This is a genomic window from Methanosphaera sp., assembly GCF_016282985.1.
Classification (GTDB): domain Archaea; phylum Methanobacteriota; class Methanobacteria; order Methanobacteriales; family Methanobacteriaceae; genus Methanosphaera.
The window spans coordinates 1-26,475 of record NZ_JAEELZ010000003.1 but is presented as its reverse complement, the minus strand read 5'-3'; the positions used below and the strand labels follow the sequence as shown (position 1 = coordinate 26,475).

Here is a 26,475-nt window from a genome sequence, read left to right as displayed (position 1 = left end):
CTTGGCATAATTTTTTACACCGTTAACCACAACTTTCACATTAGCATTAGTAATGGCCTTACCTGCACTGGTAGTGAAATTACCCGTCACAGTAACATTATCACCAAAATTCACATCACCAATAGGCTCATAAGTCACAACAACAGGCATATTACCAACCACATTAAACGTAGTACCCGTTTCATAAGCCTCATACCTATCATTACCACTGTAACCAAGAGTTACATTATTTGTTCCGGGCATGTTTGTTTGTACTGACAGGAGATAGGTTCCAGTACTGTCTGTTTTTGCCAGATATTTCACGCCATTTATAAATATTTTTACATTACTGTTTGTAATTGCTTTTCCTGTTGTGGTCATAAATTGGCCTGTAATAGTCACGTTTTCACCAAAATTCACATCACCAATATGCTCATAAGTCACAACAACAGGCATCTTACCAACCACATTAAACGTAGCATTTGTCTCATAAGCCTCATACTTAGCATTACCGCTATAACCAACACTAATATTATTAACACCTAAAACAGTAGCTACGAAAGTATAAGAATAAACTCCATTTCTATCAGTCTTGGCATAATTTTTTACACCGTTAACCACAACTTTAACGTTAGCATTGGAAATTATTTTACCTTCCATAGTAGTGAAATTACCCGTCACAGTAACATTATCACCAAAATTCACGTCAGGTAATGTTTCATAAGATACTATGACCTGTTGTTTGGAGTTAACTGTTATGTTGGATGATGATGATTCATAGCTCGGATTATTTCTGAATGTTGCCGTAATTATTGTATTCGGATTAGGCGAAGGTATGATTAATGATGCCTGTCCATTTTCAATTTTAACGAGCTTTGAAATATTTGATCCAGTAAACTGCACGTAACCTGATGTAATTGTTCGTCCTATTTTATTAGTTGCTGTAGCATTGATTGTTGTCATGTTATCCTTGGTTGCTTGTGTTAATGAAATGAAACTATCCCCTTTAAGTGTATTGAAAACTGTTTTGTTAATTACCTGTGTCCTACTGGATGTTTCTAAATATTTGGCCAGCACAATTGTTCCTTTGTATTCTTCCAATGAATTTATACTTACTGTAGCTATTCCATCATTAACTTCCGAGGATAAATTAATACCATTTATAGTAAATATTACAGTTCCTTCCTGTACTTTATTTCCAAATTCATCAAATACGTTTGCAGTTATGGTAGAGTTTTCAAATAGTTTTTGTTCTTCATTACTTACTGTGAGATAAGTTCTAATTTTCTTTACCGTGACCTTTTTTTGAGCAGTGCTATTTTCATATAAATCTTCAGGATAATAATGAACCTGTATATAAGATGTTCCAATAATTCTATCAAATGTAATAGTGGCCGTTATGTTTGATTCATTAGTTATTGAAAATTGTTTTTTTGGTTCACCATTTAAAGATATTACGATATCTCCACGAACCATCTCTTTTTCCGGAGATAATATCAAATCAACTGCCGAATCCGTGTCATTTATAACGGTTGTATTTGCTATATCTATTGTGATGTTTGTTTTAAACTTAGGATAATTATCCCAAATATCATTACTCATATTTTCCTGTTTAATGGAATAGATATTTTTATCAATATCTGAAATCAATATATTTTTATTTATTTCATTATTCTGTGAAGAAAAATCAATATATATTGTATAATTATTCGTAGTGTTTATATTATTAGCGAAAATTTTATTATTTGAAGAATTCATTAGTGATACTCCAAGAATATCCCCCGTAATATTATTCTCCATTAAATTATTGCTTTTTGCATCATTCAGATAGATAGTTTTTGTAATGTTATTGTTCTTCACAGATATATTATCTGCAGATATTAATAATGAACCATTAATCCGTAAGTTAGTTATGTTTGATCCTTCAGAACCTTTTACAAATGAAATATTGGCATTATATGATGCATTATCCCAACTAGTAATGTTAATAGGCCTATTGATTATTAATTGCTTATTATACTGATTATTTTGTGAAATAGAAGGTGTGTTCCTCAATATTAAATTAGTAACATCCATATCGGTTAGATAACCCTCACTGTCAAAGTATTGTTCTATGGAATCCAATTTATCTATACTTGAATTGGAAGATAGAATATTATATACATTATTTCCATTTATTAATGTTGAATTAATAACAGTTCCATTATCCCCATAGACATCAACTAAAAACGTACTGTTTAATATTTTATGATTGTTATAAATTTCAATTGATGTTTTGGGACAGTATGAATTGATAAATGATATTTGTGAAGATTCATTATTTATTATTACATGATATAAATTTTGATTCAATAATGTAAAATTAACATTATCCAATACCTGAGTTATATTAAGAACTTTAATATTATCCCTTAAATTTACAAATACTTCCGAATTATTTTCAATATTACTAAATAATTTGGCTTGATAATCAGTTACATCAGCATATTCAGCAATATTGTCATCATATATGTATATGACTTCTTTATTATCTTGAATCTGATTACTCTCTGAATCAATATTTAATTCAAATATCTTATTATCCTGTAATGTGTTATTTATTCCAGTAATATTAGTTAATCCAAGGAGAGTATTATTAATAATCCTATTACTATTTTTTGAAACATTAATCCAACCCTTTACTACATTATTTGTAAAATCAGTAGTATTTTTATTAAAAAACACATTCTCAAACGTGTTATTATAAACTTGCTGATCACCTACATAAGCAGTAGTGTTGATAAATGTGTTATTGTAAATAGTGGCATTGGAAAATGCAGAAAAAATTGCCTCCCCACCTTCAATGTAATCTCCTTCAAGAGTATTATCTTTAAAAATTAATGAATTTACAAGTCCCGTATCTGCCACCAACTCACCCTCATTATCAGTACCCCAATTTAAATCTATCCAAACACCCATAACAAGATAATTTGAACCGGCAATAGTATTCGTAGAATTATGTCTAATCGTATTATTTTCTATAATTATATTAGTTCCCTGCATTACCAATCCACAACTAGCAGCCTGAGAAACAGCATTTGATCCATCCAAGACACAATTTCTAAGAGTAATATTATTATTGACCTTATGAATATCCTCCATATTATACTGAATTTGAAGATATACTGTATTCATACAATAACCCACTTCAATAAAAGTACAATTTTCAACCAACAAACCATCAACACCCGAAACTTTAAAATTACAACTCCAAGTATCGATATTTTCACAATAGAAATAAGAATTTAAAATTTTAATATTTTTAGAAATTTCTTCAACATTATTAATTGAATTAATAAAAACATCTTTACAAATATTAGTTATATTATCAATAATTACATCTGTAGTATTTTTTACACATATCTTGGTTTGAAAGAAATTAATGTTAGATACGTTTGTTCCCGAACCATTTTTATTTATGGTGAATCTCATTCCATCGGATGCACCCCAGGAATTATTAGTAGTTGATGTAATATTCACTGGTTTATCAACAGTTAAATCAAAGTATTTACTGTCAAGCAATCCCTGAACATCCAATACATCTCCCGGATTAACTTTATCATTAAGTTTACCATCAGTTACGTAATCATTAAAAGTTGTACTGTTAATAATTATTCTATTATGAGTTTCATTAGAACTTTCCTTAATGTTTTCCTTATAATTATACTTTTTTTCTATAGGTTTATCCTCAACTAGGAACTGTTCGTCAGAAGTATAGTCAACACCACTATCAATTAAAGTATCTGCTACAACCGTGTCTTCAATTTCAGAGTTATTTACTTCTACAGCATTAACAGAAAGAATAGTTAAAAATAAAACCAATAAAAAAAAGATAAATTTTATTTTTTCATTCATTCACCCAATACCTCTTAAATTATTCATATAAAATTTAAAAATGATTAAAAATCATTTATTATAAATATAAATATCTAACAAAAAGATATAAATTTTTCCATAATTAAAAATGATTTTTAAGTCAAAAAAAATTTTAAACCAAATAATATAGAAAAAACAAGCTAATTATTAGTTATCAATAATTAAAAAATAAAACCGAACATGAGAACAAAATACATTCAAAATACAAAAGAAAAACAATTATTATATTATGAAACAAATATTTCTAAAAAAAGGTAAAATCTAAGAAGATTCTACCCAAATGTTATGGACTGTACTAAGTACTTCCAGTATACAAATATTCAAAATATAAAACATATAATGATTAATTCATATAAAGGCTAACCCCCACATCCCGCAGGTTTCCTAAGAGCATAAACCCTTAGTACTAATCTCAAGTCCTTGTGATTGCATATACATGCTTCTATGTAACAATAGTTACAAAGCAATCCCCCATTCACCCCGGGTTTGAACAAAATATCTTGTTCAAATTATACTTTATACAACAAAGTATATAAAGTTATGCATAATGTTTAAAAAAATAATAAAAAAATTAAAAAAAATATACATTATTTAAAATTATAATATAAAAAAACAATTAAAATAAAAATATTACTGAAAAAAAATCATTGCAGAGAAAATTACAATAATAAAAAAAAAAATTATATTGTATAAAAAAATTGTTAAAACTGTTAAAAAAAAATCTATTAAAATAATTAATAAAAATAAGATATTTAAAATAAATAGCGCCGAGAATGGGATTCGAACCCATGCGGGCGACTGCCCACCGGATCTCAAGTCCGGCGCATTACCTGGCTTTGCTATCTCGGCATATGTTTTAAAAAAATAAAATACTATAAATCTATTACTATCTATGGTAGTAATAACATATATAGTTTTCTAACAAAATTATGTTTTAAGTTCTATTTCAATACTTACGTTATCTGGAACGTTAACTTTCATTACTTGTCTCATAGCTCTTTCATCAGCTTCGATACCTACAAGACGTTTATGAATTCTTAATTCCCATTTTTCCCATGTTGCTTTACCTTCACCATCAGGACTTTTTCTAGTTGGTACAACTAATTTTTTGGTTGGTAAAGGAATAGGACCAGATAAGTCGACACCAGTTCTTTCTGCTATTTTTTTGAGTTGATTACAAACATCAGCAATTTTTTCTGGGTCGGTACCGGTTAATTTGATTCTAGCTTTATTCATTAAAAATCTCCCTATAAATAATCTAAAATCGACCAAACAATAACTATATATTCAAATACCACATGTCTTATGCAATATGAATAATATCAATAAAAATAGTTAATATGGGTCGATGAAAAAAAATTAATAAGTAAAATTTAATTTACTTATTTTGCGTCGGTAATGTCGATACACATACCTGCTGCTACGGTTTGACCCATATCACGGATAGCGAATCTTCCCATGTGAGGGATTTCTTTAATTTTTTCAATTACCATAGGTTTTGTAGGTTTGATTGTTACGTAAGCTGCATCCCCTGTTTTAAGGAAGTCAGGGTTTTCTTCTTTAGGTTGACCAGTTGCTGGATCTAATTTTGCATCTAAGGATAAGAAAGTACATGCAACTTGTGATGTGTGTGCGTGGAATACAGGAGTGTAACCAACTGTGATAACACCAGGGTGTTGTAATACAACAATTTGTGCTTTGAATTCTTTTGCTACACTAGGTGGGTTTTGGGTTGTACCTGCTACGTCTCCACGTTTGATATCGTTTTTACCTACACCTCTTACGTTGAATCCAACGTTGTCACCAGGTTCTGCTGTTGGTAATACTTCGTGGTGCATTTCGATAGATTTAACTTCTCCAGTTACACCTGCTGGTTCAAATGCAATTGTTTCTGCGGTTTTTAAAATACCAGTTTCTACTCTTCCTACAGGTACTGTACCTACACCAGTAATTGAGTATACATCTTGAATAGGTAATCTTAAAGGTAAGTCGATTGGTTTATCTGGTTCATTGAATAAATCTAATTCTTCAATTAAAGTGTTACCTTTGTACCATGGGGTGTTTGCTGATTTTTCAGTAATGTTGTCCCCTTCGAATGCAGATAATGGGATGAAAGGTACATCTTTAGGGTTGAATCCGATGGTTTTGATTAAGTTTCCTACTTCTTCTTTGAGTTCGTTGTATTTGTCTTCGGAGTAGTCTACTAAATCCATTTTGTTAATACCAACGATGATTTGGTTGATACCTAATGTTCTGGATAAAAAGATGTGTTCTTTTGTTTGTGGCATTACACCGTCGTTTGCTGCTACAACTAATACAGCTGCGTCTGCTTGTGAAGCACCTGTAATCATGTTTTTAACGAAGTCACGGTGACCTGGACAATCTACTACAGTGTATTCGTATTTTTTGGTTTCGAATTTTTCGTGAGCGAGGTCAATGGTTACCCCTCTTTCTCTTTCTTCTCCGAGTTTGTCCATAACAAATCTGAATTTGTCTTCTCCTTCATCTAATTGCTGTTCTGCAATTGCACCTGATAATAATAAAAGGTGTCCTACTAATGTTGATTTTCCGTGGTCTACGTGACCAATTACTGCTAAGTTCATGTGAGTTTTATCTTTTGCCATTATATTTCCTCCATATATAAAACATGTATTTGAATATAATCTATAAATCAAGTACTATTCTTTTAATAGTGTGATTTATAAGCGTTAGCAAGCCGATTGCTAGATATATTTATCTAGAGTGCGTCCTCTAACATTGTAATAAAGAAATATATTGTACCAAACTAGTACTACAAAGAAATATAACAGGGAATAGTTATATTCCCTTGTAATTAATATATCTCTCCTTATAATCCTTAATTACATCAAATCTAAATTTCCAAATTGAAATTTAGTACTAATTAATTGTATTATAGTAATTATAGTATATATTGGTCATCCTTTATATACTTTAAGTTTTTAATTTTTAAAAAAAAAGAAGTATACGAAAAAGGTATACTTATCCTAAGTAATGATCTGGTCCATATGGTTCTGGACTTAATCCTTTTCTTTCACGTATTTCTTTTACAATTGGGTTTTGTAATTCTCTAGGGATTCTTTCGAAACCAGAGTTTTCTGTTGACCAGATACAACGTCCTTCTGCAGCGGAACGAATGTCTCCTGCAAATCCGAACATTTCTGCGACTGGTACTTTGGATTCAATTGTAGCCATGTCTCCTTCTTGACCCATTTCTACAATTTGACCTCTTCTGTTTTGTACTTCACGAGTTGCTGCACCCATGTAATCTTGAGGTACGCTGATGAATACTTTTTGCATAGGTTCCATTAATGTTGGTTGTGCTAACATCATAGCTCCGTAAACTGCTTTTCTGATAGCAGGTAATATCTGTGCAGGTCCTCTGTGTACTGCATCTTCGTGGAGTTTTGCATCCATGAGGTTTACTCTGATTCCCATTGCTTTTTCGTTTGCTAATGGTCCACTTTCTAAAGCTGATTCGAAACCTTCAAGTAATAATTCTTTGATTTCTGCTAAGTATTGGATACCACGAGTTTGGTTTACGAATATACAGTTTTTGTATACGTCCCATACACGTTTTGCATCATCTTTATCCATTCCAGCATCTTGGAATACTTTAGCTTCTTCTTTACCTTTAACTCTTCCTTCTTTGATTTCTCCTTCATTGATAGCTTTCATTAAATCATCGGATAATGGTTCCATATCAATGTAGAATCTGTTGTGTTTGTTAGGAGATTTACCTTCCACGTTAGTTGAGTTACCGGCAATGGTTTCTCTGTATACTACAATAGGTTCTGAAGTTTCTACTTCTACACCTTTATCATTGATTCTGTAAATCATAACTTCTAAGTGTAATTCACCCATACCAGCTAATAAGTGTTCACCGGTTTCTTCGTTAATTTCTACTCTGATGGTAGGGTCTTCTTTACCAACTTGTCTTAATACTTCGATAAGTTTTGGTAAATCTTTGGTGTTTTTAGCTTCTACAGCAACTGTAACTACTGGTTCAGAGATGTGTTCTAAACTTTCGAACGGTGCAATGTTGTGGTCAGCATCGGTAATTGTTTCCCCAGCTACTGCTCCTCTTGCTCCTGTAATTGCTACGATGTTTCCTGCTGGAACTGCATCGGTGTTAATTCTTTCAGGACCCATATATACTCCTACTTGTTGGGTTCTTGCTTTACTCATTGAACCTACGAAGAATATTTCGGAACCTTTTTCGATTGATCCACCGTATACACGACCTGTTGCGATTTCACCTGCGTGTTTATCGATACTTACATCAGTTACCATTACAGCTAATGGACTGGTTGAATCGGTGTTTATCATACCTTGTCCTTCTACACTTTCGATATCTCCAGACCATACTTTAGGAATTCTGTATGCTTGTGCAACTTTTGGACTTGGTAAGTGTTCTACTACCATACCTAAGATAACTTCTTCAATTTTAATTTTTTGAGCTAATTCTTTTTGGTTATCTTCATTACAATAAGCGATGATATCTTTGAAGGTTATGTTTGTTTTTAACATGTGAGGTACGTTGATACCCCAGTTGTGGTATGCTGAACCGAATGCTACTGAACCATCTTCGATTCTTACTTGCCAATCATCTTTGAATTGTTCTGGTGCCATGTTTTTGATAAGTTTGTTTACACCTGCAATGATTTTAATGAATCTGTTTTGTAATTCAGTATCATCAAGTTTTAATTCGTTGATAAGTCTGTCTACTTTGTTAATGAAAAGTACTGGTTTAACATTTTCTTTTAATGCTTGTCTGAGTACTGTTTCTGTTTGAGGCATAATACCTTCTACTGCACATACAACTACTACAGCACCATCTACTGCTCTCATTGCACGTGTTACGTCTCCACCAAAGTCAACGTGTCCTGGTGTATCAATAAGGTTGATAAGGTATTCGTCATCATCATAGGTGTGTACCATTGATACGTTTGCTGCATCAATTGTAATTCCTCTTTCTTGTTCCTGTTCATCGAAATCTAAGAGTCTTTGGTCACCTGCTAATTCAGCGGAAATCATTCCAGCACCTGCTAAGAGGTTATCTGATAATGTTGTTTTTCCGTGGTCGATGTGTGCTACAATACCAATGTTTCTGATATAATCAGGTTCATACATTAATTCTTTGATTTTATTTACCATTTGATCTCTACGACTCAAATAAATCACCTAAATGTTAATAATAATATTTTTTTTAATTAAAGTTAATTTATAATTTTTATGTTTGAAATATTTAAAAAGTTTAAAGAAAGATTTTGTAGAAAATCTAGTGTGCGGATCTTGCTACTCTTTCTTTTTCTTCTTTTTTCTGTAGAGCGTAACTTCTAGAATCTTCGTCAGCTGCTAATAATATTTCATCAGCTAAACATTGTGCTGCTGATTTTGTGTTTTTGAATGCTGATTGCATTGCACCTTGGGTTAAGAATCCTAATGAAAGGTCTACTCTTCTTTGTGGTGCGATATCTACAGCAATTTGGTATCCTATACCACCGTATTTGATACGTGTGGTTTCTTCTCTAGGTGCTGTGTTTTCTACAGCTTTTACTAAAACTTGTACAGGATTTTCATTGGTTTTTTTGTTGATTATTTCTAAAGCATCTTCTACAATGGAGTATGCTTTGTTCTTTTTACCACTGTTTCTTTCTGTTCTCATAATTTTGTTCATGAGTCTTTCTACGATTGATACTTTAGATTTTGCGAATTGTCTTTTTACGTGACGACCCATTGTGTGAGGTACAACAATTTCATCTAAGCATACGTAGTTTTGTAATCCCATATCTTCTACTGTAACTTCTGTTACATCCCATTTGTCGAATAATTTGAAGCTCATTTAATTAAATCTCCTTTGAAATAAATTACTTACCTTACTGGTTTTTCGATTTTTCCACTTACCATTTCAGATAAAGCTACGTTGTTTACTTTTGTAACTTTCCATCTTACTCCAGGAATATCACCCATGGACCTACCTGATGGTCCTCCGATTCCTTCAATCATTACTTCGTCGTGTTCATCAATAAAACCGATTGCCCCGTCACCTGGTGCAAATGCAGTAATTTGTTTACCGTTTTTAATTAATTGAACTCTTACACATTTTCTGATTGCAGAGTTAGGCTGTTTTGCTTCAATACCTACTTTTTCAATTACAATTCCTCTTGCTTGAGGTGATCCTTCTAATGGATCTGCTTTAATATCTAATCCGAGGGTTTTACGTTTGTATTGTGTGTCTTTCCATCGGAAGTTTTGTCTGTTATCTTTTAATTTTTTTGCTGCGAATAATCCTGGCAAATTTATTCCTCCATTATACTTTTATTTAAGCTATTCTAAGTTTTTTTAATCAGTACATGTAGATATCATACGATGAATAATATGACCTACTGCACCTCTTTAATATTACTAATTTTACGTGAAATAATTCACATACTTATCATTATAGTTTGTAGTATTAACTGAGTTTTTTAAAGAATTTAGGATGATAAAATATCACTATTTTGTTAATCCCAAATGTTAATCATAAATATGGTTATTTTATGATAATATTACTAATTTCAAATTGTCTTTTAGCAAATTGTCTGGCTCGCTGAATATTATGACCATTTTTTCCAATAGCATTACGTTTATCCTTTGAGTCGACATCCAAGGTGGCGATTTTATTACCCTTTGCATCAGTAGAAAATTCTATTGAATTTATCTTGGCTGAAGATAATAAATTTTTTATAAATTCGCCGGGATCGTCGGAATGTTCAATTATTTCAACACTCTTATCGACTGATTTTTGCATCTTACCAATAGTACTTCCACGTTTTCCTATTGCTAATCCCATATCTCCTTTTTTTACCAAAAAAGTTACCTTATTATGTTCGTCATCAACAATGCAGTCTTTGACTGTAGCGTTTGTTATTGTTTCAAACAAACTTATATATCTGATTTCGTTAATTGTGAATTTGACGGACATAGTATCTATTTACTCCTTAAGCTCTAATATGTTAGAGTCTCCTGGTTCCTGTACAACTAGAACTGAAACTGTGAAAGGTTTACCACAGATAGAACCTAAGTCTACACTTGAACCATCAAATATATGTACTGGTATTTCGGATAAATTTGAATAAATTTCAACATCCTCTTTTAAATTTTTAGGAGCGTTTGCTGCCATTACAACTAATTCTCCATTTCCAAGTTTAATTGCTTGGATTGATTTCTTGGATCCTAATATAACCTTACCAGTGTCTACGGCTACACGTATCCCTCTTTCTATATCCATTAAGTGCCTCCTAATCTATTTTTTTCATATTGATACCAACAGACCCCGTTCCGTGAGGTATTGGTTGTCCAACAATAACATTCTCAATTATACCTGTGAGATGATCAACTTCTCCACGAATACTGGCGTTAAGTAAGTGTTTACCGGTTTCCTCAAATGCTGCACGAGCAAGAACACTTGATTTTTCACCACTAATACCGTGTCTTCCAATGGATTTTACAGTACCATCAGAAGTCATCATATCAGCAACTAGCATAATGTGTCTAATATCTACACTAAGCCCCTGTTCTTCCATGGTTGTGTATAACTCATGAATAATAGCATTTCTAGCAGCTTCGATTCCAAGAACTTTTTCAATCTCAAAAATATCGTTGGTTGTAGTTCTAACAATATCTACACCAGGGATTTTGAGAATAGCTCCGATATTAGAACCTTCGGTATGTATTACCCATTCATTTTGTTCATGACGGATAACAACTTTACCTATGCCTTTAACACCACTTATCTGAAGATCTCTGATTTTATCAGCAAGTAATCTTAATTCTCGAATACCTTGTTGAATTTTTTCTTCATCATTAGAAAATGTGGTTTCAAAACTCAGTAAATTATTATTTATTGTTACATGTTTAAATGTTTTTTCTATTTCACCTGTAACTTCTGAAATTTCAAGTCTTCTTTCATCAAGAATATCCTGGTCAATCTCAGCGGTAATTACATTATCCATATAATTTACATTGAAATTTTTGATAACATCATTCAAGGTAATTTTACCTATTTTGTTACCCATTTTTCTGATGAATTCTTCATCATTTTTAAATTCGTCAGTGAAGTAAATATCCATTGTAGGGGTGGATATTTTCTTACGAGCATCTACTACCTCAATAAGACGAGGAAGCCCTAAAGTTACGTTTAATTCTACTACCCCTGCATAGTGGAAAGTACGCATGGTCATCTGTGTACCAGGTTCTCCAACAGACTGTGCAGCAATAGTTCCTACTGATTCTCCAGGTTCTACTTCTTCACGTTCATAAGCTTCTTTAACTTTAAGAACTAATTTTTCAAGCTCTTCATCGGTTAAATTATTACGTTCACCAGCTTCTGCAATTTCCTCTACTAGTTTAATAGGGAAATAATCTGCTCCAACTTCATTAACAACTGTTTGAACTTGTTCTACATCCATATTTATACCCCACTTATTTACTAGCACGAGAATCTTCAAGTCTCATTTCTTCAATTAAACGATCTAAATTAGCAACTGCTCCGTAATCACTTTTTGCAGGGTTAATTCCATCTTCACCATATTTAAATTGGATGATGGTACCTTTATTATCCCTTACAGTTCCATCTTCATGCACACTTAAATCATGTAACGCATTTACAAGACGTCTCTGCATGTAACCACTTTGTGCTGTACGAATAGCTGTATCTACCAATCCTTCACGACCACCCATAGCGTGGAAGAAGAATTCTAATGGGTCAAGACCTTTTTTATAACTGCTGTGTACAAAACCACTAGCTTTAGAACCTACATCCCCCTTATGGAAATGAGGTAATGTTCTGTCTATGTAACCCCTGTTAATACGTCCACCACGAACAGCCTGTTGTCCTACACATGTTGCAATCTGAGTTAAGTTAAGCATGGAACCACGAGCACCGGTTAATGCCATGATTACTGCACTGTTATTTGTTGTGAAATAATGTTCTGCAATAACCCCTGTGTTATCCCTAGCTTCCCCAAGCACTTGCATGATTTTCATCTCAAGTGTTTCACGTAAACTACGTCCTGGTAATGCTTCTAACTCATTATTTTCATATGCTTCAATAAGTTGTTCCACACGACGATCTGATCTTTCAAGTAATTCGGCAATCCTGTCTTCAGCTTCTTTAGGAATTTCCTCATCTGCAGTACCTGTGGTAAATCCTCTTTGCATTACCCCACCGAATACTGCGAGTTTTGTTCCGTGATCCAGGAAGTATCTTGCATCACTTGGACTGAATTGCTTTACGATTGCATCCAGGATTTTTCCACTACCGGAACCGTATCCTTTATCGTCAACTACACCCTGTAATAATTCACCGTTACTGATTACTACATAAGCATCGTATTCACAATCTCTTTGTTTACATTCTTCACATTTACGACAGATTTCAGCTTTGTAAACCAAATTCAATTTGTCAGGTAATAATAAACTGAAAATTTCTTTACCAGTCCAAGGTCTTCCTTTTGCTTCCGGTAATTCCATTTTAGAACGTTTGATTATTTGGAATGCTTTATCTTCTTCAAAGACTGTGTCTTTGTGTGTAAGTAAGTATGCACCAGTAATATGGTCGTGTATAGCTCCAATGATAGGACCACCGTAACGTGGTGAAAGGATGTGTTCCTGTACTTTCATGATGTCATTTGCTTCTGCACGAGCTTCAGGTGTCTGGAATACGTGCATGTTCATTTCGTCTCCATCGAAATCCGCATTGTATGGAGGACATACACATAAGTTTAATCTGAATGTTTTGTAAGGTAATACTCTTACTTCGTGAGCCATCATTGACATACGGTGAAGTGAAGGTTGACGATTGAATAATACAATATCACCATCAATAATGTGTCTTTCAACAATGTAACCAGGTTCTAAGTTTTCGATAACTGTTTCCTTGGTTTCATCATATACCCTTATTTTACGTCCGTCAGGTCGTATAATATAATTTGCTCCAGGGTGTACATCAGGACCATTATTAATGTATTCTTTCATTTTATCAATGTTCCATTCGGTAACTGCTATTGGAACTGTAACTTCTTTAGCAATCATTTCAGGAACACCAACTTCATTAATACTTAAAGTAGGGTCCGGAGATATTACTGTACGTGCTGAGAAGTTTACACGTTTACCTGCAAGGTTACTTCTGAAACGACCTTCTTTACCTTTAAGACGTTGAGCTAAAGTTTTTAACGGTCTTCCTGACCTGTGTCTTGCCGGTGGCACTCCACTAGCTTCATTGTCAAAGTAAGTGGTTACGTGATATTGTAATAATTCCCATAAATCTTCAACAATAAGTTGAGGTGCACCTGCTTCCATGTTTTCTTTTAACCTTTGGTTAATACGTAATATGTCCACAAGTTTGTGTGTTAAATCGTCTTCTGATCTTTCACCGGTTTCAAGAGTGATTGATGGTCTTACTGTTACAGGTGGAACAGGCAGTACTGTTAATACCATCCATTCTGGTCTTGCAACTTTAGGATTAATACCTATATAAATATAATCTTCTTCAGGTATTGTTTCCAATCTTTCACGTACTTCACTGGCTGTTAATTTGTAATTTCCTTCAACAAGAGAAATAGGTTTGTCTATTTTAATTTCTTCTTGTTCTTCTTCACAGTAAGGACATTTTTCCTTTTTAGCTGATAAATGAATTTGTTTTAATATTCTTGAAATATCTTCACCGGCATCAATTCTTGATTGAAGTCTGTCATGGTATTCAAGTTTTTCAGTTTCATTAAGTAATACTCTACCACATTTACGGCAGGTAGATCTTAATATTTTATGAATAGTATCAGCAAATCCTACATGTATAACCGGACGTGCAAAATTTATGTGTCCAAAGTGACCTTGACAATCTCCACCTTTTGAACCACAAGTTCTACATTTAAGCCCAGGGTCAATTACTCCAAGTCTAGGATCCATTAATCCAGCTTCTATTGGATAACCGTCTTCATCATAGGTATCTGGTGTTACAATTTTTGTTACGGACATCTTTCTTATAGTTTCTGGTGACATGAGACCAAAATCTATTTCAGATACTTTCTTTATTATACCTTTCAACTATTAATCCTCCTCGAGTAATTTATGCTTTGTCTTCTAATACTAAGTTTGGTGAAATACATAGAGATTTCAATTCATCTAATAATAATTTAAATGCGTATGAAATTTCAATTGGGAAAGTTTCAGTTTCACCACAGATTGCACAGTAAGTTCTATCACGTATTTTATCTCTTACTGCTAATCTTCCACAATCACCACAGATTAATGCTTCATATTTATCTGATTCATCAAGTAATCTTTCTTTTAAAGCAAGAGCTGCACCGTGTGCGATTAAACAGTCACGTTCCATTTCTCCAAATCTTAAACCACCTTCTCTTGCCCTACCTTCTGTAGGTTGGCGTGTGAGAACTTGTACCGGACCTCTACTTCTAGCGTAAACTTTGTCTGAGGTCATGTGGTGTAATTTTTGGTAATATGCCACTCCAACAAATATTTCAGCATTGAATCTTTCACCGGTGATACCGTTGTATAACTGTTCACGACCGTGAGTTTCAAAACCGTTTTCTTTAAGTAAACGTTTGATTTCTTCTTCAGGAACACCAGTAAATGGAGTACCGTCAACACGTTCCCCTTCCATACAACCTGCTTTACCTGCTAACATCTCAATAATCTGTCCAATGGACATCCTTGATGGGATAGCGTGAGGGTTGATCATTAAATCAGGACACATACCTTCTTCGTTGAAAGGCATGTTTTCTTGTGGTACTATTAATCCAAGTACCCCTTTCTGTCCGTGACGTGATGCAAATTTATCACCATATTCAGGTTGTCTGTGGTCTCGAACTTTAACTTTTGCTAACTTACTTCCTTCAATGGTTTCTGTTAACATTACTTTGTCTACTATACCATGTTCACCGTGTCTTACGGTTACACTAGTTTCACGTCTTCTTTCAGCTACTGTACCGAATTCGTCAACATCTTCAAGGAATCTTGGAGGTGATGTTTTACCTATAAGTACGTCTCCACTAGTAACTGTAACTTCAGGATTGATTAATCCATCTTCATCTAAATTTTTGTAAACTTCTTCAGATCTGTATCCTCTTACCATGTTTTCAGGATATTCGAAATGGTCTTCCTGTCCACCAGGATATCTTCTTTCAGATGCTTCATAAGATCTGAAAAATGAAGATCTACCTAATCCTCTTTCCAATGCTGCTTTGTTCATAACAAGAGCATCTTCCATGTTACATCCTTGGTAAGATAAAATTGCTACAACGAAGTTTTGACCGGAAGGTCTTTTATCATATTCAGTTGAAACCATACTTTTGGTTTTAACTATAGGCATCTGTGGCTGGTGTAAAAGATGTGCTCTTGTATCGGTTCTTAAGTTATAATTTGATACATAAAGCCCTAATGCCTGCTTTGTCATACCTGCTTCCATTGTATTCCTTGGAGAAGAGTTATGATTTGCATAAGGAATAATTCCGGCACAGATACCTAACATTGTTGAAGGATCAATTTCCAAATGAGTATGTTCTGGTGTTAAATCTTCTTCAAACATTGCAATGTATGCATTTTCTTCCTCTTCAGCATCAATATATTCAATTATACCTTCATGAATGAGGTCGAACCATTTCATTTTACCTTCAGCAACTTGATCGATAATTTCATCAGTCAACATGGATTGACCGTTTTCAACAATAACTACTGGTCTTCTTGCTCTACCCGGATCTGTGAATATGAATATTTCATTATTTTCTTCATAGAAAGTAATGTTTAATTCATGGGTTAACTCATTAGATCGTCTTTTAGCTTTAACTTCTTCTAAAAATGCTTCTGGTTCATCAGTAGTTCCAATTAATTTACCATTTATATATATTTTAACTGTTACCATTATAATTCTCCCACGTAATTACCTATTCTAAATTATGATCTAATGGTGTTATGTGTTCTAAAGCCCTAATATCTTTTTCAATATCTTTTAACGGATATCCTTCAGATATTTTTGTAACGATAGCTAGATTTTTTACCAATCCACAGTTTGGTCCTTCCGGAGTTTCGTTAGGACATATCTTACCAAACTGGGTAGGATGTAAATCTCTTGCTTCAAAGTGAGGTTGACTTCTTGATAATGGTGAAACAACACGTTTAAGGTGTGATAAAGTACCCATGTAACTGGTTCTGTCTAATAACTGACTTACACCAGCTCTTCCACCAACCCAATTACCTGTTGCAATTGCGTGTTTAATATTTTCAGTTATTACATCAGACCTTACTGCCTGTTTAACTGAAGGTTCTTTTCCACGAGACAAACTACGTTCTAATTGATAAGTCATATCCCTTGTGAGACTTGTGAAAGCAACTCTGAATAAGTCTTCCATAAGATCTCCAGAAACTCTTAATCTTTTATTAGCATAGTGGTCCTTATCGTGAGGTTCACGTTCACCGTTGATAACTTGTAAAAGCATTTCTGTCATTTCAGCCAAATAAACTGCCTTATCGATACGATCTTCAGGATCTACCCCAACGTGAGGTAAAAGATATCTGTCAATTACATCTTCTGCACGTTTTATTCTGTATTCTTCAGTCATACCTTTAGCTACTCTGTTACCTATGTATTTAACAGCATCATATTTTGTGTTAATACCAGTTGTTTGGATATCGTCAATTAATAAGAATTGAGTGTTGATATCTTCAGAAACACTGTTAACAAGATCTACATCTTTTTCAAATCCTAATGCCCTTAATAAAATAACAAGAGGTATTTCTCCAGGAACATAAGGGAATGAAATTCTTAAAAATACACCTTTTTTATGAGGTTTTCTGTATTCTAAAGTAATTCTTGCACGGAATCCACTTTTTATTGAAGTGACTACAGCTCTAGCTCTACGATCAGCTTTATCTTTTTCACTTTGTTCCAATATAATTTTGTTTGGAGCAATTTCTTCCATTGTTACAATAGCTCTTTCTGAACCGTTGACAATGAAGTATCCTCCAGGGTCTTGTGGATCTTCACCCATTTTTTCTAATTCTTCATCATTAAGTCCATGAAGGTGACATGCTTTTGATTTAAGCATGACAGGTAACTCACCTATATAAACTTTTTCCATTTCATAATCTTCACTATCCCCTTTTACAAGAGCCATGTCAAGATACATATGAGCAGAATAATTAAGATTTCTTAATCTTGCTTCTGCAGGTTCAATGATACTTTTTGATCCATCAGCCTCTTTGATGAAAGGTTTGACTATTTCAACATCACCAGTTTTAATAGTATATTCACCATGATCTAATGTAATAGGTTCAGTAATGTCTACAATTTCCTGAATCTTATTATCTAAAAAATCATTATATGAACGGATATGGTGATCTACAATATCATATTCATCAAAAAATGAATCAACCAATGACCATGCGTTTTTTGTCATATATCCATCTCCCATTTGAAAAGAAATTTTCTTTATAATACTACACACTATTATGTATTACAAATAATTCTTTTCCAAGTTTTAGTCAACTACTATACTCCCAAAAGGGATTGCTTAATGTTAAATGATTAATAATAATTTGAAAAAGTAATCCAACCTTTGATTATTTCTAAGTGATGGTAATAAAACAATCAAAAAGTTAAACAATACTGTATCATATCCACAAACTAATTGGTAACTGATAGATTAATAAAAAAAGGAAAAAATTAGCATAATTTAATTAATTTTACAGCAAGACTACATGTTGAAACAGAGAGTCCTCTCATAGGAAAAAACATAGCCAATACCATCAATTAATTATTATACATGAATTTAATAAAATCCTAAATTTATAAACAATCCATCACTTATCCAATAAGCATATAAATATTTATTCAGCAAAATAACCGTTAAAAAAATTATTTTAATGAAAAAAATTAATGATAATCATTTACAGCATTATCAGACATTTTTACAAATTTATCATATATCAAATATCATTTCATATTTTCAAAGCGTATATTCATTTAAATAGAATATAAAACTTTAAAACAATTATTTCAACCATAATTAATTTTAGAACAAAATATTTCATCCAATCCAATAAGCATATTTATTGAATTTAAAAATGAATGAAAGAAACATGATTTATAATTTAATTCTATAAATTAATACGTATACAATATGTATGTACTTAATCTAATAAAAACCTATAGGTTTATATACTAGAGGTTTCTTTTAAATACTCCACATTAAAATAAAAAAATTTTAGAAAAAATAGTAAACATAAAATTATTTTCTAACAATTCTATATTTAGTAAAAATACCTGCTGTTTCACTTTTTCCAGTAATCTGAATAAGATCACCTTCTTTTGCTCCAATAGCTTTAATAACAGGATCAGTAGGTAATATTTTAGGAATTTCATCTGCTTCAAAGTCATTTTCTAATAGAACTTTTTCAGCTTCTTCATCAGATAAAATGACGTGTTCTGGAACTAAATTATGTTGTAAAATATCTATTTTCAAATTATATCCTCCAATGAAAATAACTAATTATATTATTTATGATTCTTAATTTATAAATTTGATATCACATGAAAAAATAATAATCATAAAATAAGATAAACGGGCCCGACGGGAGTTGAACCCGCGACCGCCTGGTTAAAAGCCAGGCGCTCTCCCAGACTGAGCTACGAGCCCCAATGCAAAAAATTAATTATCAATATATTGTAATAATTCTAAATAAAAATATAACATAAATAGTAATAAGCGGGCCCGACGGGAGTTGAACCCGCGACCGCCTGGTTAAAAGCCAGGCGCTCTCCCAGACTGAGCTACGAGCCCCTATAAAAATTGAACGCCGTGGCCGGGATTTGAACCCGAGTCGCAGGCTCGACAGGCCTGCATGATAGCCTCTACACTACCACGGCATTTAAAAACATTTTTCACTTTGTCTTTATAACAAAGCACTATTAAATAGTTTATATTTCATAGTATATAAAGTTTACCCTTACAGATAAACAACATTATTACAACTATTAGTATTATTTATAAAAAAGGTTTATCCCGTCTGCCGGACTTGAACCAGCAACATTCGGATCTACAGTCCGATGCTCTGCCAAATTGAGCTAAGACGGGTAAGTGGGTCCGCCCGGATTTGAACCGGAGTCTCAGGCTCCCAAAGCCCAAAGGATCGACCAAGCTACCCTACGGACCCAATGCATAAATAAAATCAGAGCCTCAGGAGGGAATTGAACCCCCGACCGCTTGATTACAAGTCAAGCGCTCCACCGACTGAGCTACTGAGGCACCCGTTATTGTCCCAACTAATTCGAACATAATTAGTTAGAAGTCATTTATTATTTAATTACTTCATAATATATAAAGGTTTGGGTATATATTTTCATAAATTAAAAATAAAATATAAAGGGAAAATAATACAAATAAAACTTATTTCTTATCCCAATAATTTTTTAAAAATTATCTAATAGTTATTTCTTTTAGCAGATTCAATTAAAGCTTTTACAGCAGGTAATTCTTCACCAGCAATTAGATTTATACTTGCTCCACCACCACTACTAATATGAGTTATATCATCATCTAAATCCATAGTACTAGCTGCAGCTGCTAGGTGACCACCACCAATAATTGAAAAACCATTGGATTCGGCAATAGCATTCAATAAATCTTCAGTTCCTAAATTAAAACCTTCTTTTTCAAATACCCCTGCAGGACCATTTGCGAATAATGTTTTTGCTGCTAATATTTTTTCTTTGTACATCTCAATTGTTTTTGAGCCTATATCATAAATCGGTAAATTTGGAATTTTATCTGAAGGATATTCTACTCTACTGTCATCTTCCAAAATTGCTAAATCCACAGGCAATAATATTTTATCATCATATTGTTCAAGCAGTTCTTTGGCAACATCTATGAAATTCTCATATCCTCTGTCTTTAATGAAGTTTAAGTTATATTCTTGTAAATTGTAACCTTTGGCTACAAGGAATATGTTTGCCACCAATCCGGTTGTTAATACATAGTCCGCCTGGTTTGATTTAAGAGCATTTGCCATCACATTAATTGAATCATCTGCTTTAATACCACCCAATACATATACTCTTGGTTCTTGTGCATTGTCCAATATTCCGAACAAGGAATTTAATTCTAATTCCATTACTCTTCCAGCAATTGATGGCAATACTTGTGAAAATCCTATAATACTTGTCTGTGATCTATGTGCTGTTGCAAATGCATCGTTAACAAAATAGTCTGCCAATGGGTATAATCTCTGCACCATTATGGAATTTGCTTGTTCTTCTGCTGATAATTTTGGCATTTCTTCTGAGAAGAATCTTAAATTTTCCAATAATACAATTTCTCCATTAACCATATTTGAAATAACATTTAATGCTGCACTTGAGAATATTGAATCAACATATTGTACTTCCTTACCTATAATGTTGGATATCGCATGTGCGTGCTGTTTTAATGTTGTGAAATCTGATTTTCCAGGTCTACTCTGGTGAGCTAGAATTACTACTTTAGCTCCTCTTTCTGACAGTTCAGAAATGGTTGTAGAATGCAATACCATTCTTGTATCATCTAACAATTCCCCACTTAATGGATCTACTGGAGAGTTTACATCAACTCTTAGTAACACTGTTTTTCCTTCAAAATCGAAGTCATCCATTGTGTCAAAATTATATTTCATATTAAATACACCTTCTAGATTTTATTATATTAAACTTACCAAATCTAATAATGCTTGTTTTTGATCATCAGCTTTTATTATTCCTGAGGCTAAGAGTACACCTTGTGAACCTAATTCTAATGCTGCTTTCATATCTTCTCCAGTTGATATTCCGGCACCACACAGTACATTAATTTCTTTGTTGATTTTGTGTATTTCGTTTACTGTATTTTCTACTATTTCAGGATTTGCCTGGGATACAGGTATTCCTGTTCCAATCAATTCCGGTGGTTCTATAGCTATATAATCCGGATTGAATGATGCTGCAGCAGCACTTGTTTTTACATTGTTTGTACAGAGTACGCTTGTTAATTCCAAATCTTTTGTTTTTTCAACTACTGCATCTATGTCTGCAATTGTCAATCTTTGTTCTGAATGGTTAATTAAAGTTCCAGTAACTCCTGTTTCTTTTATTGCTTCAGGTAATGTTGAACCTGTGTGTCCTCCAGGAGTTATAGCATCCATATGTTGTGAATATACTGGTATATCCACTTCATTGATTATTGGGTATAAATCTACGGCTTGTGGTGCTATTGCCATATTTATTCCTGATTCTTCACTAGCTTCTTGCACATATTTTGATAATTGTACTGCATTTTTTCCAGTGGATTCTACATAAGTTTTATAGTTAAGTATTATTATTGGTGTTTTACTCATAATTTTTACCTACTAAAATATTTTATTAATATATATTTATCTTGATAATCATTATAGTAAATTTTGTTTTTATTTTTTAGTAGTATCTTTTTAACGAGTATTTACATATATAATATTTAGTATGATAATTTCAGATGAACAACGTAAAAATTTAGAAAAGAAAGGATATAGATTTGCAGGCAACTTTGCTCATGCTGCTAATAAGATCTGTCATTGGACACGTAAAAGTATCGTTGATGATGGAGTTTGTTATAAAGAACAGTTTTATGGTATTAAAAGCCATAGATGTCTTCAGATGTCTCCAGCTATCCCCTATTGTCAACACAAATGTTTATTTTGTTGGAGGGATACTGATATAACCAAGACTTCATGGGACAGTGATGATTATGATGATCCAAAAACAATTATTGAGGATTGTATAGCCAACCAGAAACAGCTGTTATGTGGTTATTTTGGTAATGACAATGCCAATCCAAAGAAATTGGAAGAATGTGTAATGCCAAATAATGCTGCAATGAGTCTTGCTGGCGAACCTTTGCTTTATCCTGAGATTAACCAGTTAATCCATGAATTTAAGAGGAAGGATTTCACTACTTTTTTAGTCAGTAATGGTGAAAATCCTGAAAAAATTGCAGCACTTGAAGAGGAAGAACCTACCCAACTTTATGTTTCATTGGATGCACCCAATAAAGAGACATATAAACGTGTTTGTCTTCCACAAGTAAATGATGGTTGGGAAAAACTTAATGAAAGTCTTGAATTATTATCCACATTGGATACTCGTAAAGTTTTACGTATTACCAGCGTTAAGGATTTGAATATGAACAATCCAGAAGAGTATGCGAAAATCACTTCAAAATGTGATATTGATTATGTGGAAATCAAGGCATATATGTTTGTTGGTGATTCACGTAACAGACTTGAGTGGGAGAATATGCCTAAAACTGTGGATATCCAGGAGTTTGCAAAAAGTGTTGCTCAGCATGCTGGTTTGGAAGTTATTGATGAAGTCGAGAAAAGTAGGGTATTGTTGTTGGGTGATAAAAAACCAGTAAAGTATAATAATTAGAACTTCTAATTATATGTAGAGGTGAACATTATATATGAGTAGAAAAACTATAGGTGCAATAATTCTTTTAATTATTGCTATTGTAATTTTTGTGCCTGTTGTTTCATCCAGTCAGAATGATGAATCAAGTATTGTTGTGACATATGGTGAAACAACTTATAACAATGCGAACTACAAAAGTCTTGTTGACAATTATTTTAATGTCAACAATGCTAAAGAAACTGTTATTACAGCTAGCGATGTGAATAAGATTTCATCCGGTATCAGTAACAAGAATTATAATTCAAATCAAATTTATTCATGTGCTATGGTAGATTTAAGTAGCAGCAACAATATTAGGATTGACGTGGATTCATCTAAGATTACGACCGTTACTCCTAGCATGTATAAATCTGCTCTGGACTCTGCCGGTATTAGTAAAGGTTATGTGAAAATTACCAGCCCTGTTGTTGCAACTGGTGAAAGTGCATTAGCTGGTGTAATGAAATCTTATGAGGAAAGTACTGGTAAAGAAATTCCTAAAGAAGTTAAAGATGCCGCCAATACAGAAATCTATACTGAAACTGAAATTGTTGAAAACACTGGCGCCAGTGCTGATGATGTCGCTAAAATTATGACAGAAGTTAAAGAACAAGTTGCTAGTCAGAATACAACTGATAGGGAAACCATCATTAATATTGTAAATAATGTTGTGAATAATTATAACATTAATATTTCTGATAGTGATATTGACAATATTGTTAATAGTGTTCAACAAACTCAAGCTGTTAAAGACAAAGCAGTTGAATATCAAGATCAAATAGTAGAATTTGTAAATTCTGATGAAGGACAATCCATTGTGGATATGATAATGAATTTTATTAATTCCATTCTTCATGGTGGTAGTTCTTCAGGTAATTAAATAGTTCTATTAATTTAGAACTCTCTTTTTTTTCTTTTAAAAATTTGTTATTAAGTATATTATTATAAAAAAAGTTGGTGGAAGAAGTAATTATTATAACTCTTGCATAATAGATACTGCTTTTTGTGCAGCTTTTTCCATTGATGTTTCGAATGGAATATTATTTTCTGTGAGTATTCTTTGTCCTTCTTCTTCATTTGTTCCTGTAAGTCTGATTACTATAGGAACTTTGTGTTCTGCTTCTTTGGAAACGTTAACTACTGCATTTGCAACATCATCTGCTCTGGTTATTCCACCAAGTACGTTGAGGAAGATTACTTTTACATTAGGATTTTTAAGTACTAGGTTAATTGCTTTGGTAATGTTTTCTTCTGATGCTCCTCCACCCACATCTAAGAATGTAGCTGGTTTTTCACCATAATATTCTATTAAATCCATACCGGTAAGTGTTAATCCTGCACCATTTCCTATTACTGCAATGTTTCCGTCTAGTTTTACATATGCAAATTCTTCATCTTTGAAGTCATCAAATTCTTTGATTTTTGTGTGTCTGAAAAGTGCATCATCATCTATAGCCATTTTTGCATCTGCAGCTATGAAACCACTTTCTGTTTTCATTAATGGATTTATTTCAGCTACGGTTGCATCATATTCTTGGAATACTTGGTATAATCTCCAGATAAATGTTCCTACAGCTGACACTTCACTTGTATCCACTCCCATTTTTAATGCTATGTTTCTTGCTTGATATGGCATGAATTCTTCTAATGGTTCAATGTATTGTTTTACTATTTTTTCTGGTGTTTCTTTTGCAACTTGTTCTATGTCCATTCCACCAGACATACTTGCCATTATTAATGGTTTTTTAGCATTACGATCGAGAATTATTGATACAAAGTATTCATCAAGTATTCCTTCAACTTTTTCTTCAATTAATACTTTAGATACTAATTCTCCTTTAATTTCTTTTTGGAATAGTTCTTTTGTTCTTTCTTCTGCTTCTTTTGGTGTGTCTGCAAAGAGAATTCCTCCAGCTTTTCCACGTCCTCCAGAAAGTACCTGTGATTTTACTGCCACTGGTTTAGCTATCATTTCTGCTTTTATTTTTGCTTCTTCTGGTGAGTAAGCCATGTAACTTCTTGGTATTCTTATGTTACCTTTTTCAAAAATTGATTTTGCTACGTATTCATGTATATTCATGGTATGCACCTTAATTGATTTTTGTTACTATTTTTCTTCCTTCTTCAAATGCATTCATATTTAATTCTTCTGTTCCTGCAGGTACACTATCAAGTATAGATTGTTTAGCTGCTTCCTGAGATATTATTCCTGTTGATTCTACAAAGGAACCCAACATTACTATATTTGCTACAATTTTCTTTCCCAGTACTTGTTCAGCAGTTTCTGTTGCCTTGGAAGTATATACCTGTAATTTTTTATTTTCAATTATGTCTTTAATTTCATCCTGGTAAACTAAGTCAGGATCTATGAGAAGTATTGCTTCTTCTTGAATGTCATCAATGTATTTAAGTAGTGCTTCATGACTCATAGCTACAAATATTTGTGGGCTATCTACTTTCGGATAATCTATTTCCTCATCACTTACCACTACTTCTGTTCTACTAGCTCCTCCCCTAGCTTCTGGCCCATAAGATTGTGTTTGTACAGCATAATTTTTATCAAATAATGATGCAGCTTTAGCAATAACAATACCACACATTAATACTCCCTGTCCACCAAAACCTGCTATTCTTATATCTGTTCTCATAGATTATTCACTCCTGTATGCTCGGTTTATATTTGTATCTGGATCTACATCAGAGTGTTGTGCTGATATTTCTTCTATTGCTTCTACAAACTCTTTTCTTGGTTTGTTAATATATACACCTGTGATGATTTTTCCTTCTAATTCTTCTTCACTCATGTCTTTTGACTGTTCTATGGTAATTGTGTTATCTTTTAACCAGTTTATCATTTCTACCGGACTTCTTATTTTGTTTTTTCTTCCATAATATGTTGGACATTGAGCTACCACTTCTATAAAGGAGAATCCTTTGTTTTCTAAACCTTCTTTAATAGCATTTGATACTTGTACCGGTTGAGCTGTAGTGTATTTTGCTACATATGTTGCACCTGCAGCTTTTGCTACTTCCGAGATGTTAAAAGGTTTGTCTGTTGAACCATATGG

Annotated in this window: 20 protein-coding genes and 7 tRNA genes; 2 read left to right on the top strand and 25 right to left on the bottom strand. The window is 32.9% G+C overall.

Annotation, left to right across the window (positions count from 1 at the left end):
• The 22 genes from QZZ11_RS00335 to tpiA all read right to left on the bottom strand — a co-directional run.
• Positions 1-3,873 (bottom strand): Ig-like domain-containing protein (locus QZZ11_RS00335; protein WP_292472461.1); only part of this gene is annotated, 3,873 nt, incomplete at its 3' end.
• Between the two features lie 786 nt (positions 3,874-4,659).
• Positions 4,660-4,743 (bottom strand) — tRNA-Ser (locus QZZ11_RS00330).
• A gap of 78 nt (positions 4,744-4,821) precedes the next feature.
• The gene (rpsJ, locus tag QZZ11_RS00325) at positions 4,822-5,130 is read right to left on the bottom strand and encodes a 30S ribosomal protein S10 (protein WP_292472459.1); all 309 of its coding nucleotides are present in this window, start codon (positions 5,128-5,130) and stop codon (positions 4,822-4,824) included.
• 146 nt (positions 5,131-5,276) lie between these two features.
• Positions 5,277-6,518 (bottom strand): translation elongation factor EF-1 subunit alpha, encoded by a 1,242-nt coding sequence (gene tuf / locus QZZ11_RS00320; protein ID WP_292472457.1) that lies wholly within the window; start codon positions 6,516-6,518, stop codon positions 5,277-5,279.
• 376 nt (positions 6,519-6,894) lie between these two features.
• Positions 6,895-9,087, bottom strand: a complete 2,193-nt coding sequence (locus QZZ11_RS00315; protein ID WP_292472455.1) for an elongation factor EF-2 — start codon at positions 9,085-9,087, stop codon at positions 6,895-6,897.
• Between the two features lie 106 nt (positions 9,088-9,193).
• Positions 9,194-9,757 carry a 30S ribosomal protein S7 gene (locus QZZ11_RS00310; protein WP_292472453.1) on the bottom strand — a complete coding sequence of 188 codons (564 nt, stop codon included), beginning with the start codon at positions 9,755-9,757 and terminating at the stop codon, positions 9,194-9,196.
• A gap of 29 nt (positions 9,758-9,786) precedes the next feature.
• Positions 9,787-10,212: a 30S ribosomal protein S12 gene (locus tag QZZ11_RS00305; RefSeq protein ID WP_112124757.1), complete on the bottom strand. Its 426-nt coding sequence runs from the start codon at positions 10,210-10,212 to the stop codon at positions 9,787-9,789.
• Between the two features lie 235 nt (positions 10,213-10,447).
• Complete coding sequence (locus QZZ11_RS00300; RefSeq protein ID WP_292472448.1) at positions 10,448-10,879, bottom strand: NusA-like transcription termination signal-binding factor; 432 nt, start codon at positions 10,877-10,879, stop codon at positions 10,448-10,450.
• A 9-nt stretch (positions 10,880-10,888) separates the two neighbouring features.
• Positions 10,889-11,185: a 50S ribosomal protein L30e gene (locus QZZ11_RS00295; RefSeq protein WP_292472446.1), complete on the bottom strand. Its 297-nt coding sequence runs from the start codon at positions 11,183-11,185 to the stop codon at positions 10,889-10,891.
• Positions 11,186-11,195: 10 nt separating this feature from the next.
• The gene (rpoA2, locus tag QZZ11_RS00290) at positions 11,196-12,365 is read right to left on the bottom strand and encodes a DNA-directed RNA polymerase subunit A'' (protein WP_292472444.1); all 1,170 of its coding nucleotides are present in this window, start codon (positions 12,363-12,365) and stop codon (positions 11,196-11,198) included.
• A 13-nt stretch (positions 12,366-12,378) separates the two neighbouring features.
• Positions 12,379-15,000 carry a DNA-directed RNA polymerase subunit A' gene (locus QZZ11_RS00285; RefSeq protein WP_292472442.1) on the bottom strand — a complete coding sequence of 874 codons (2,622 nt, stop codon included), beginning with the start codon at positions 14,998-15,000 and terminating at the stop codon, positions 12,379-12,381.
• 22 nt (positions 15,001-15,022) lie between these two features.
• A complete protein-coding gene (gene rpoB / locus QZZ11_RS00280; RefSeq protein ID WP_292472440.1) occupies positions 15,023-16,834 on the bottom strand; it encodes a DNA-directed RNA polymerase subunit B in 1,812 nt (603 codons plus the stop codon).
• 22 nt (positions 16,835-16,856) lie between these two features.
• Entirely contained in the window at positions 16,857-18,368 is a 1,512-nt protein-coding gene (locus QZZ11_RS00275; RefSeq protein WP_292472439.1) for a DNA-directed RNA polymerase subunit B'', read from the bottom strand.
• Positions 18,369-19,199: 831 nt separating this feature from the next.
• Positions 19,200-19,433 carry a DNA-directed RNA polymerase subunit H gene (locus tag QZZ11_RS00270; RefSeq protein ID WP_292472436.1) on the bottom strand — a complete coding sequence of 78 codons (234 nt, stop codon included), beginning with the start codon at positions 19,431-19,433 and terminating at the stop codon, positions 19,200-19,202.
• A gap of 100 nt (positions 19,434-19,533) precedes the next feature.
• Positions 19,534-19,607, bottom strand: a tRNA-Lys gene (locus QZZ11_RS00265).
• 70 nt (positions 19,608-19,677) lie between these two features.
• Positions 19,678-19,751 (bottom strand) — tRNA-Lys (locus QZZ11_RS00260).
• A gap of 14 nt (positions 19,752-19,765) precedes the next feature.
• A tRNA-Asp gene (locus QZZ11_RS00255) sits at positions 19,766-19,837 on the bottom strand.
• 134 nt (positions 19,838-19,971) lie between these two features.
• Positions 19,972-20,045, bottom strand: a tRNA-Tyr gene (locus QZZ11_RS00250).
• A 4-nt stretch (positions 20,046-20,049) separates the two neighbouring features.
• A tRNA-Pro gene (locus tag QZZ11_RS00245) sits at positions 20,050-20,124 on the bottom strand.
• Between the two features lie 19 nt (positions 20,125-20,143).
• Positions 20,144-20,216 (bottom strand) — tRNA-Thr (locus QZZ11_RS00240).
• Positions 20,217-20,391: 175 nt separating this feature from the next.
• A complete protein-coding gene (locus QZZ11_RS00235) occupies positions 20,392-21,621 on the bottom strand; it encodes a phosphoglycerate kinase (protein ID WP_292472433.1) in 1,230 nt (409 codons plus the stop codon).
• 24 nt (positions 21,622-21,645) lie between these two features.
• Positions 21,646-22,317 carry a triose-phosphate isomerase gene (gene tpiA, locus QZZ11_RS00230; RefSeq protein WP_292472430.1) on the bottom strand — a complete coding sequence of 224 codons (672 nt, stop codon included), beginning with the start codon at positions 22,315-22,317 and terminating at the stop codon, positions 21,646-21,648.
• A 121-nt stretch (positions 22,318-22,438) separates the two neighbouring features.
• Here tpiA and twy1 point away from each other — a divergent pair, with 121 nt between their 5' ends.
• Both twy1 and QZZ11_RS00220 read left to right on the top strand, forming a co-directional pair.
• Positions 22,439-23,386 carry a 4-demethylwyosine synthase TYW1 gene (gene twy1, locus QZZ11_RS00225; RefSeq protein ID WP_292472427.1) on the top strand — a complete coding sequence of 316 codons (948 nt, stop codon included), beginning with the start codon at positions 22,439-22,441 and terminating at the stop codon, positions 23,384-23,386.
• A gap of 34 nt (positions 23,387-23,420) precedes the next feature.
• Positions 23,421-24,287, top strand: coding sequence for a DUF1002 domain-containing protein (locus QZZ11_RS00220; RefSeq protein WP_292472425.1), 867 nt, complete (start codon positions 23,421-23,423; stop codon positions 24,285-24,287).
• Between the two features lie 93 nt (positions 24,288-24,380).
• Here QZZ11_RS00220 and sucC read toward each other — a convergent pair whose 3' ends face one another.
• The 3 genes from sucC to QZZ11_RS00205 form a co-directional block, all read right to left on the bottom strand.
• On the bottom strand, positions 24,381-25,487 hold the full coding sequence (sucC, locus tag QZZ11_RS00215; protein ID WP_292472421.1) for an ADP-forming succinate--CoA ligase subunit beta: 1,107 nt from the start codon (positions 25,485-25,487) through the stop codon (positions 24,381-24,383).
• A 10-nt stretch (positions 25,488-25,497) separates the two neighbouring features.
• Positions 25,498-26,055 (bottom strand): 2-oxoacid:ferredoxin oxidoreductase subunit gamma, encoded by a 558-nt coding sequence (locus QZZ11_RS00210; protein ID WP_292472419.1) that lies wholly within the window; start codon positions 26,053-26,055, stop codon positions 25,498-25,500.
• Positions 26,056-26,058: 3 nt separating this feature from the next.
• On the bottom strand, positions 26,059-26,475 hold a 417-nt coding region (locus QZZ11_RS00205; RefSeq protein WP_292472416.1), incomplete at its 5' end, for a thiamine pyrophosphate-dependent enzyme.

What these genes read in the sequence shown, in the direction of transcription:
- QZZ11_RS00300 (WP_292472448.1), bottom strand. Translation starts at nt 10,879, where the DNA reads ATGTCCGTCAAATTCACAATTAACGAAATCAGATATATAAGTTTGTTT.
- QZZ11_RS00235 (WP_292472433.1), bottom strand. Translation starts at nt 21,621, where the DNA reads ATGAAATATAATTTTGACACAATGGATGACTTCGATTTTGAAGGAAAA.
- rpsJ (WP_292472459.1), bottom strand. Translation starts at nt 5,130, where the DNA reads ATGAATAAAGCTAGAATCAAATTAACCGGTACCGACCCAGAAAAAATT.
- tpiA (WP_292472430.1), bottom strand. Translation starts at nt 22,317, where the DNA reads ATGAGTAAAACACCAATAATAATACTTAACTATAAAACTTATGTAGAA.
- tuf (WP_292472457.1), bottom strand. Translation starts at nt 6,518, where the DNA reads ATGGCAAAAGATAAAACTCACATGAACTTAGCAGTAATTGGTCACGTA.
- rpoB (WP_292472440.1), bottom strand. Translation starts at nt 16,834, where the DNA reads ATGGTAACAGTTAAAATATATATAAATGGTAAATTAATTGGAACTACT.
- QZZ11_RS00275 (WP_292472439.1), bottom strand. Translation starts at nt 18,368, where the DNA reads ATGACAAAAAACGCATGGTCATTGGTTGATTCATTTTTTGATGAATAT.
- twy1 (WP_292472427.1), top strand. Translation starts at nt 22,439, where the DNA reads ATGATAATTTCAGATGAACAACGTAAAAATTTAGAAAAGAAAGGATAT.
- QZZ11_RS00310 (WP_292472453.1), bottom strand. Translation starts at nt 9,757, where the DNA reads ATGAGCTTCAAATTATTCGACAAATGGGATGTAACAGAAGTTACAGTA.
- QZZ11_RS00210 (WP_292472419.1), bottom strand. Translation starts at nt 26,055, where the DNA reads ATGAGAACAGATATAAGAATAGCAGGTTTTGGTGGACAGGGAGTATTA.
- sucC (WP_292472421.1), bottom strand. Translation starts at nt 25,487, where the DNA reads ATGAATATACATGAATACGTAGCAAAATCAATTTTTGAAAAAGGTAAC.
- rpoA2 (WP_292472444.1), bottom strand. Translation starts at nt 12,365, where the DNA reads ATGGATGTAGAACAAGTTCAAACAGTTGTTAATGAAGTTGGAGCAGAT.
- QZZ11_RS00295 (WP_292472446.1), bottom strand. Translation starts at nt 11,185, where the DNA reads ATGGATATAGAAAGAGGGATACGTGTAGCCGTAGACACTGGTAAGGTT.
- QZZ11_RS00220 (WP_292472425.1), top strand. Translation starts at nt 23,421, where the DNA reads ATGAGTAGAAAAACTATAGGTGCAATAATTCTTTTAATTATTGCTATT.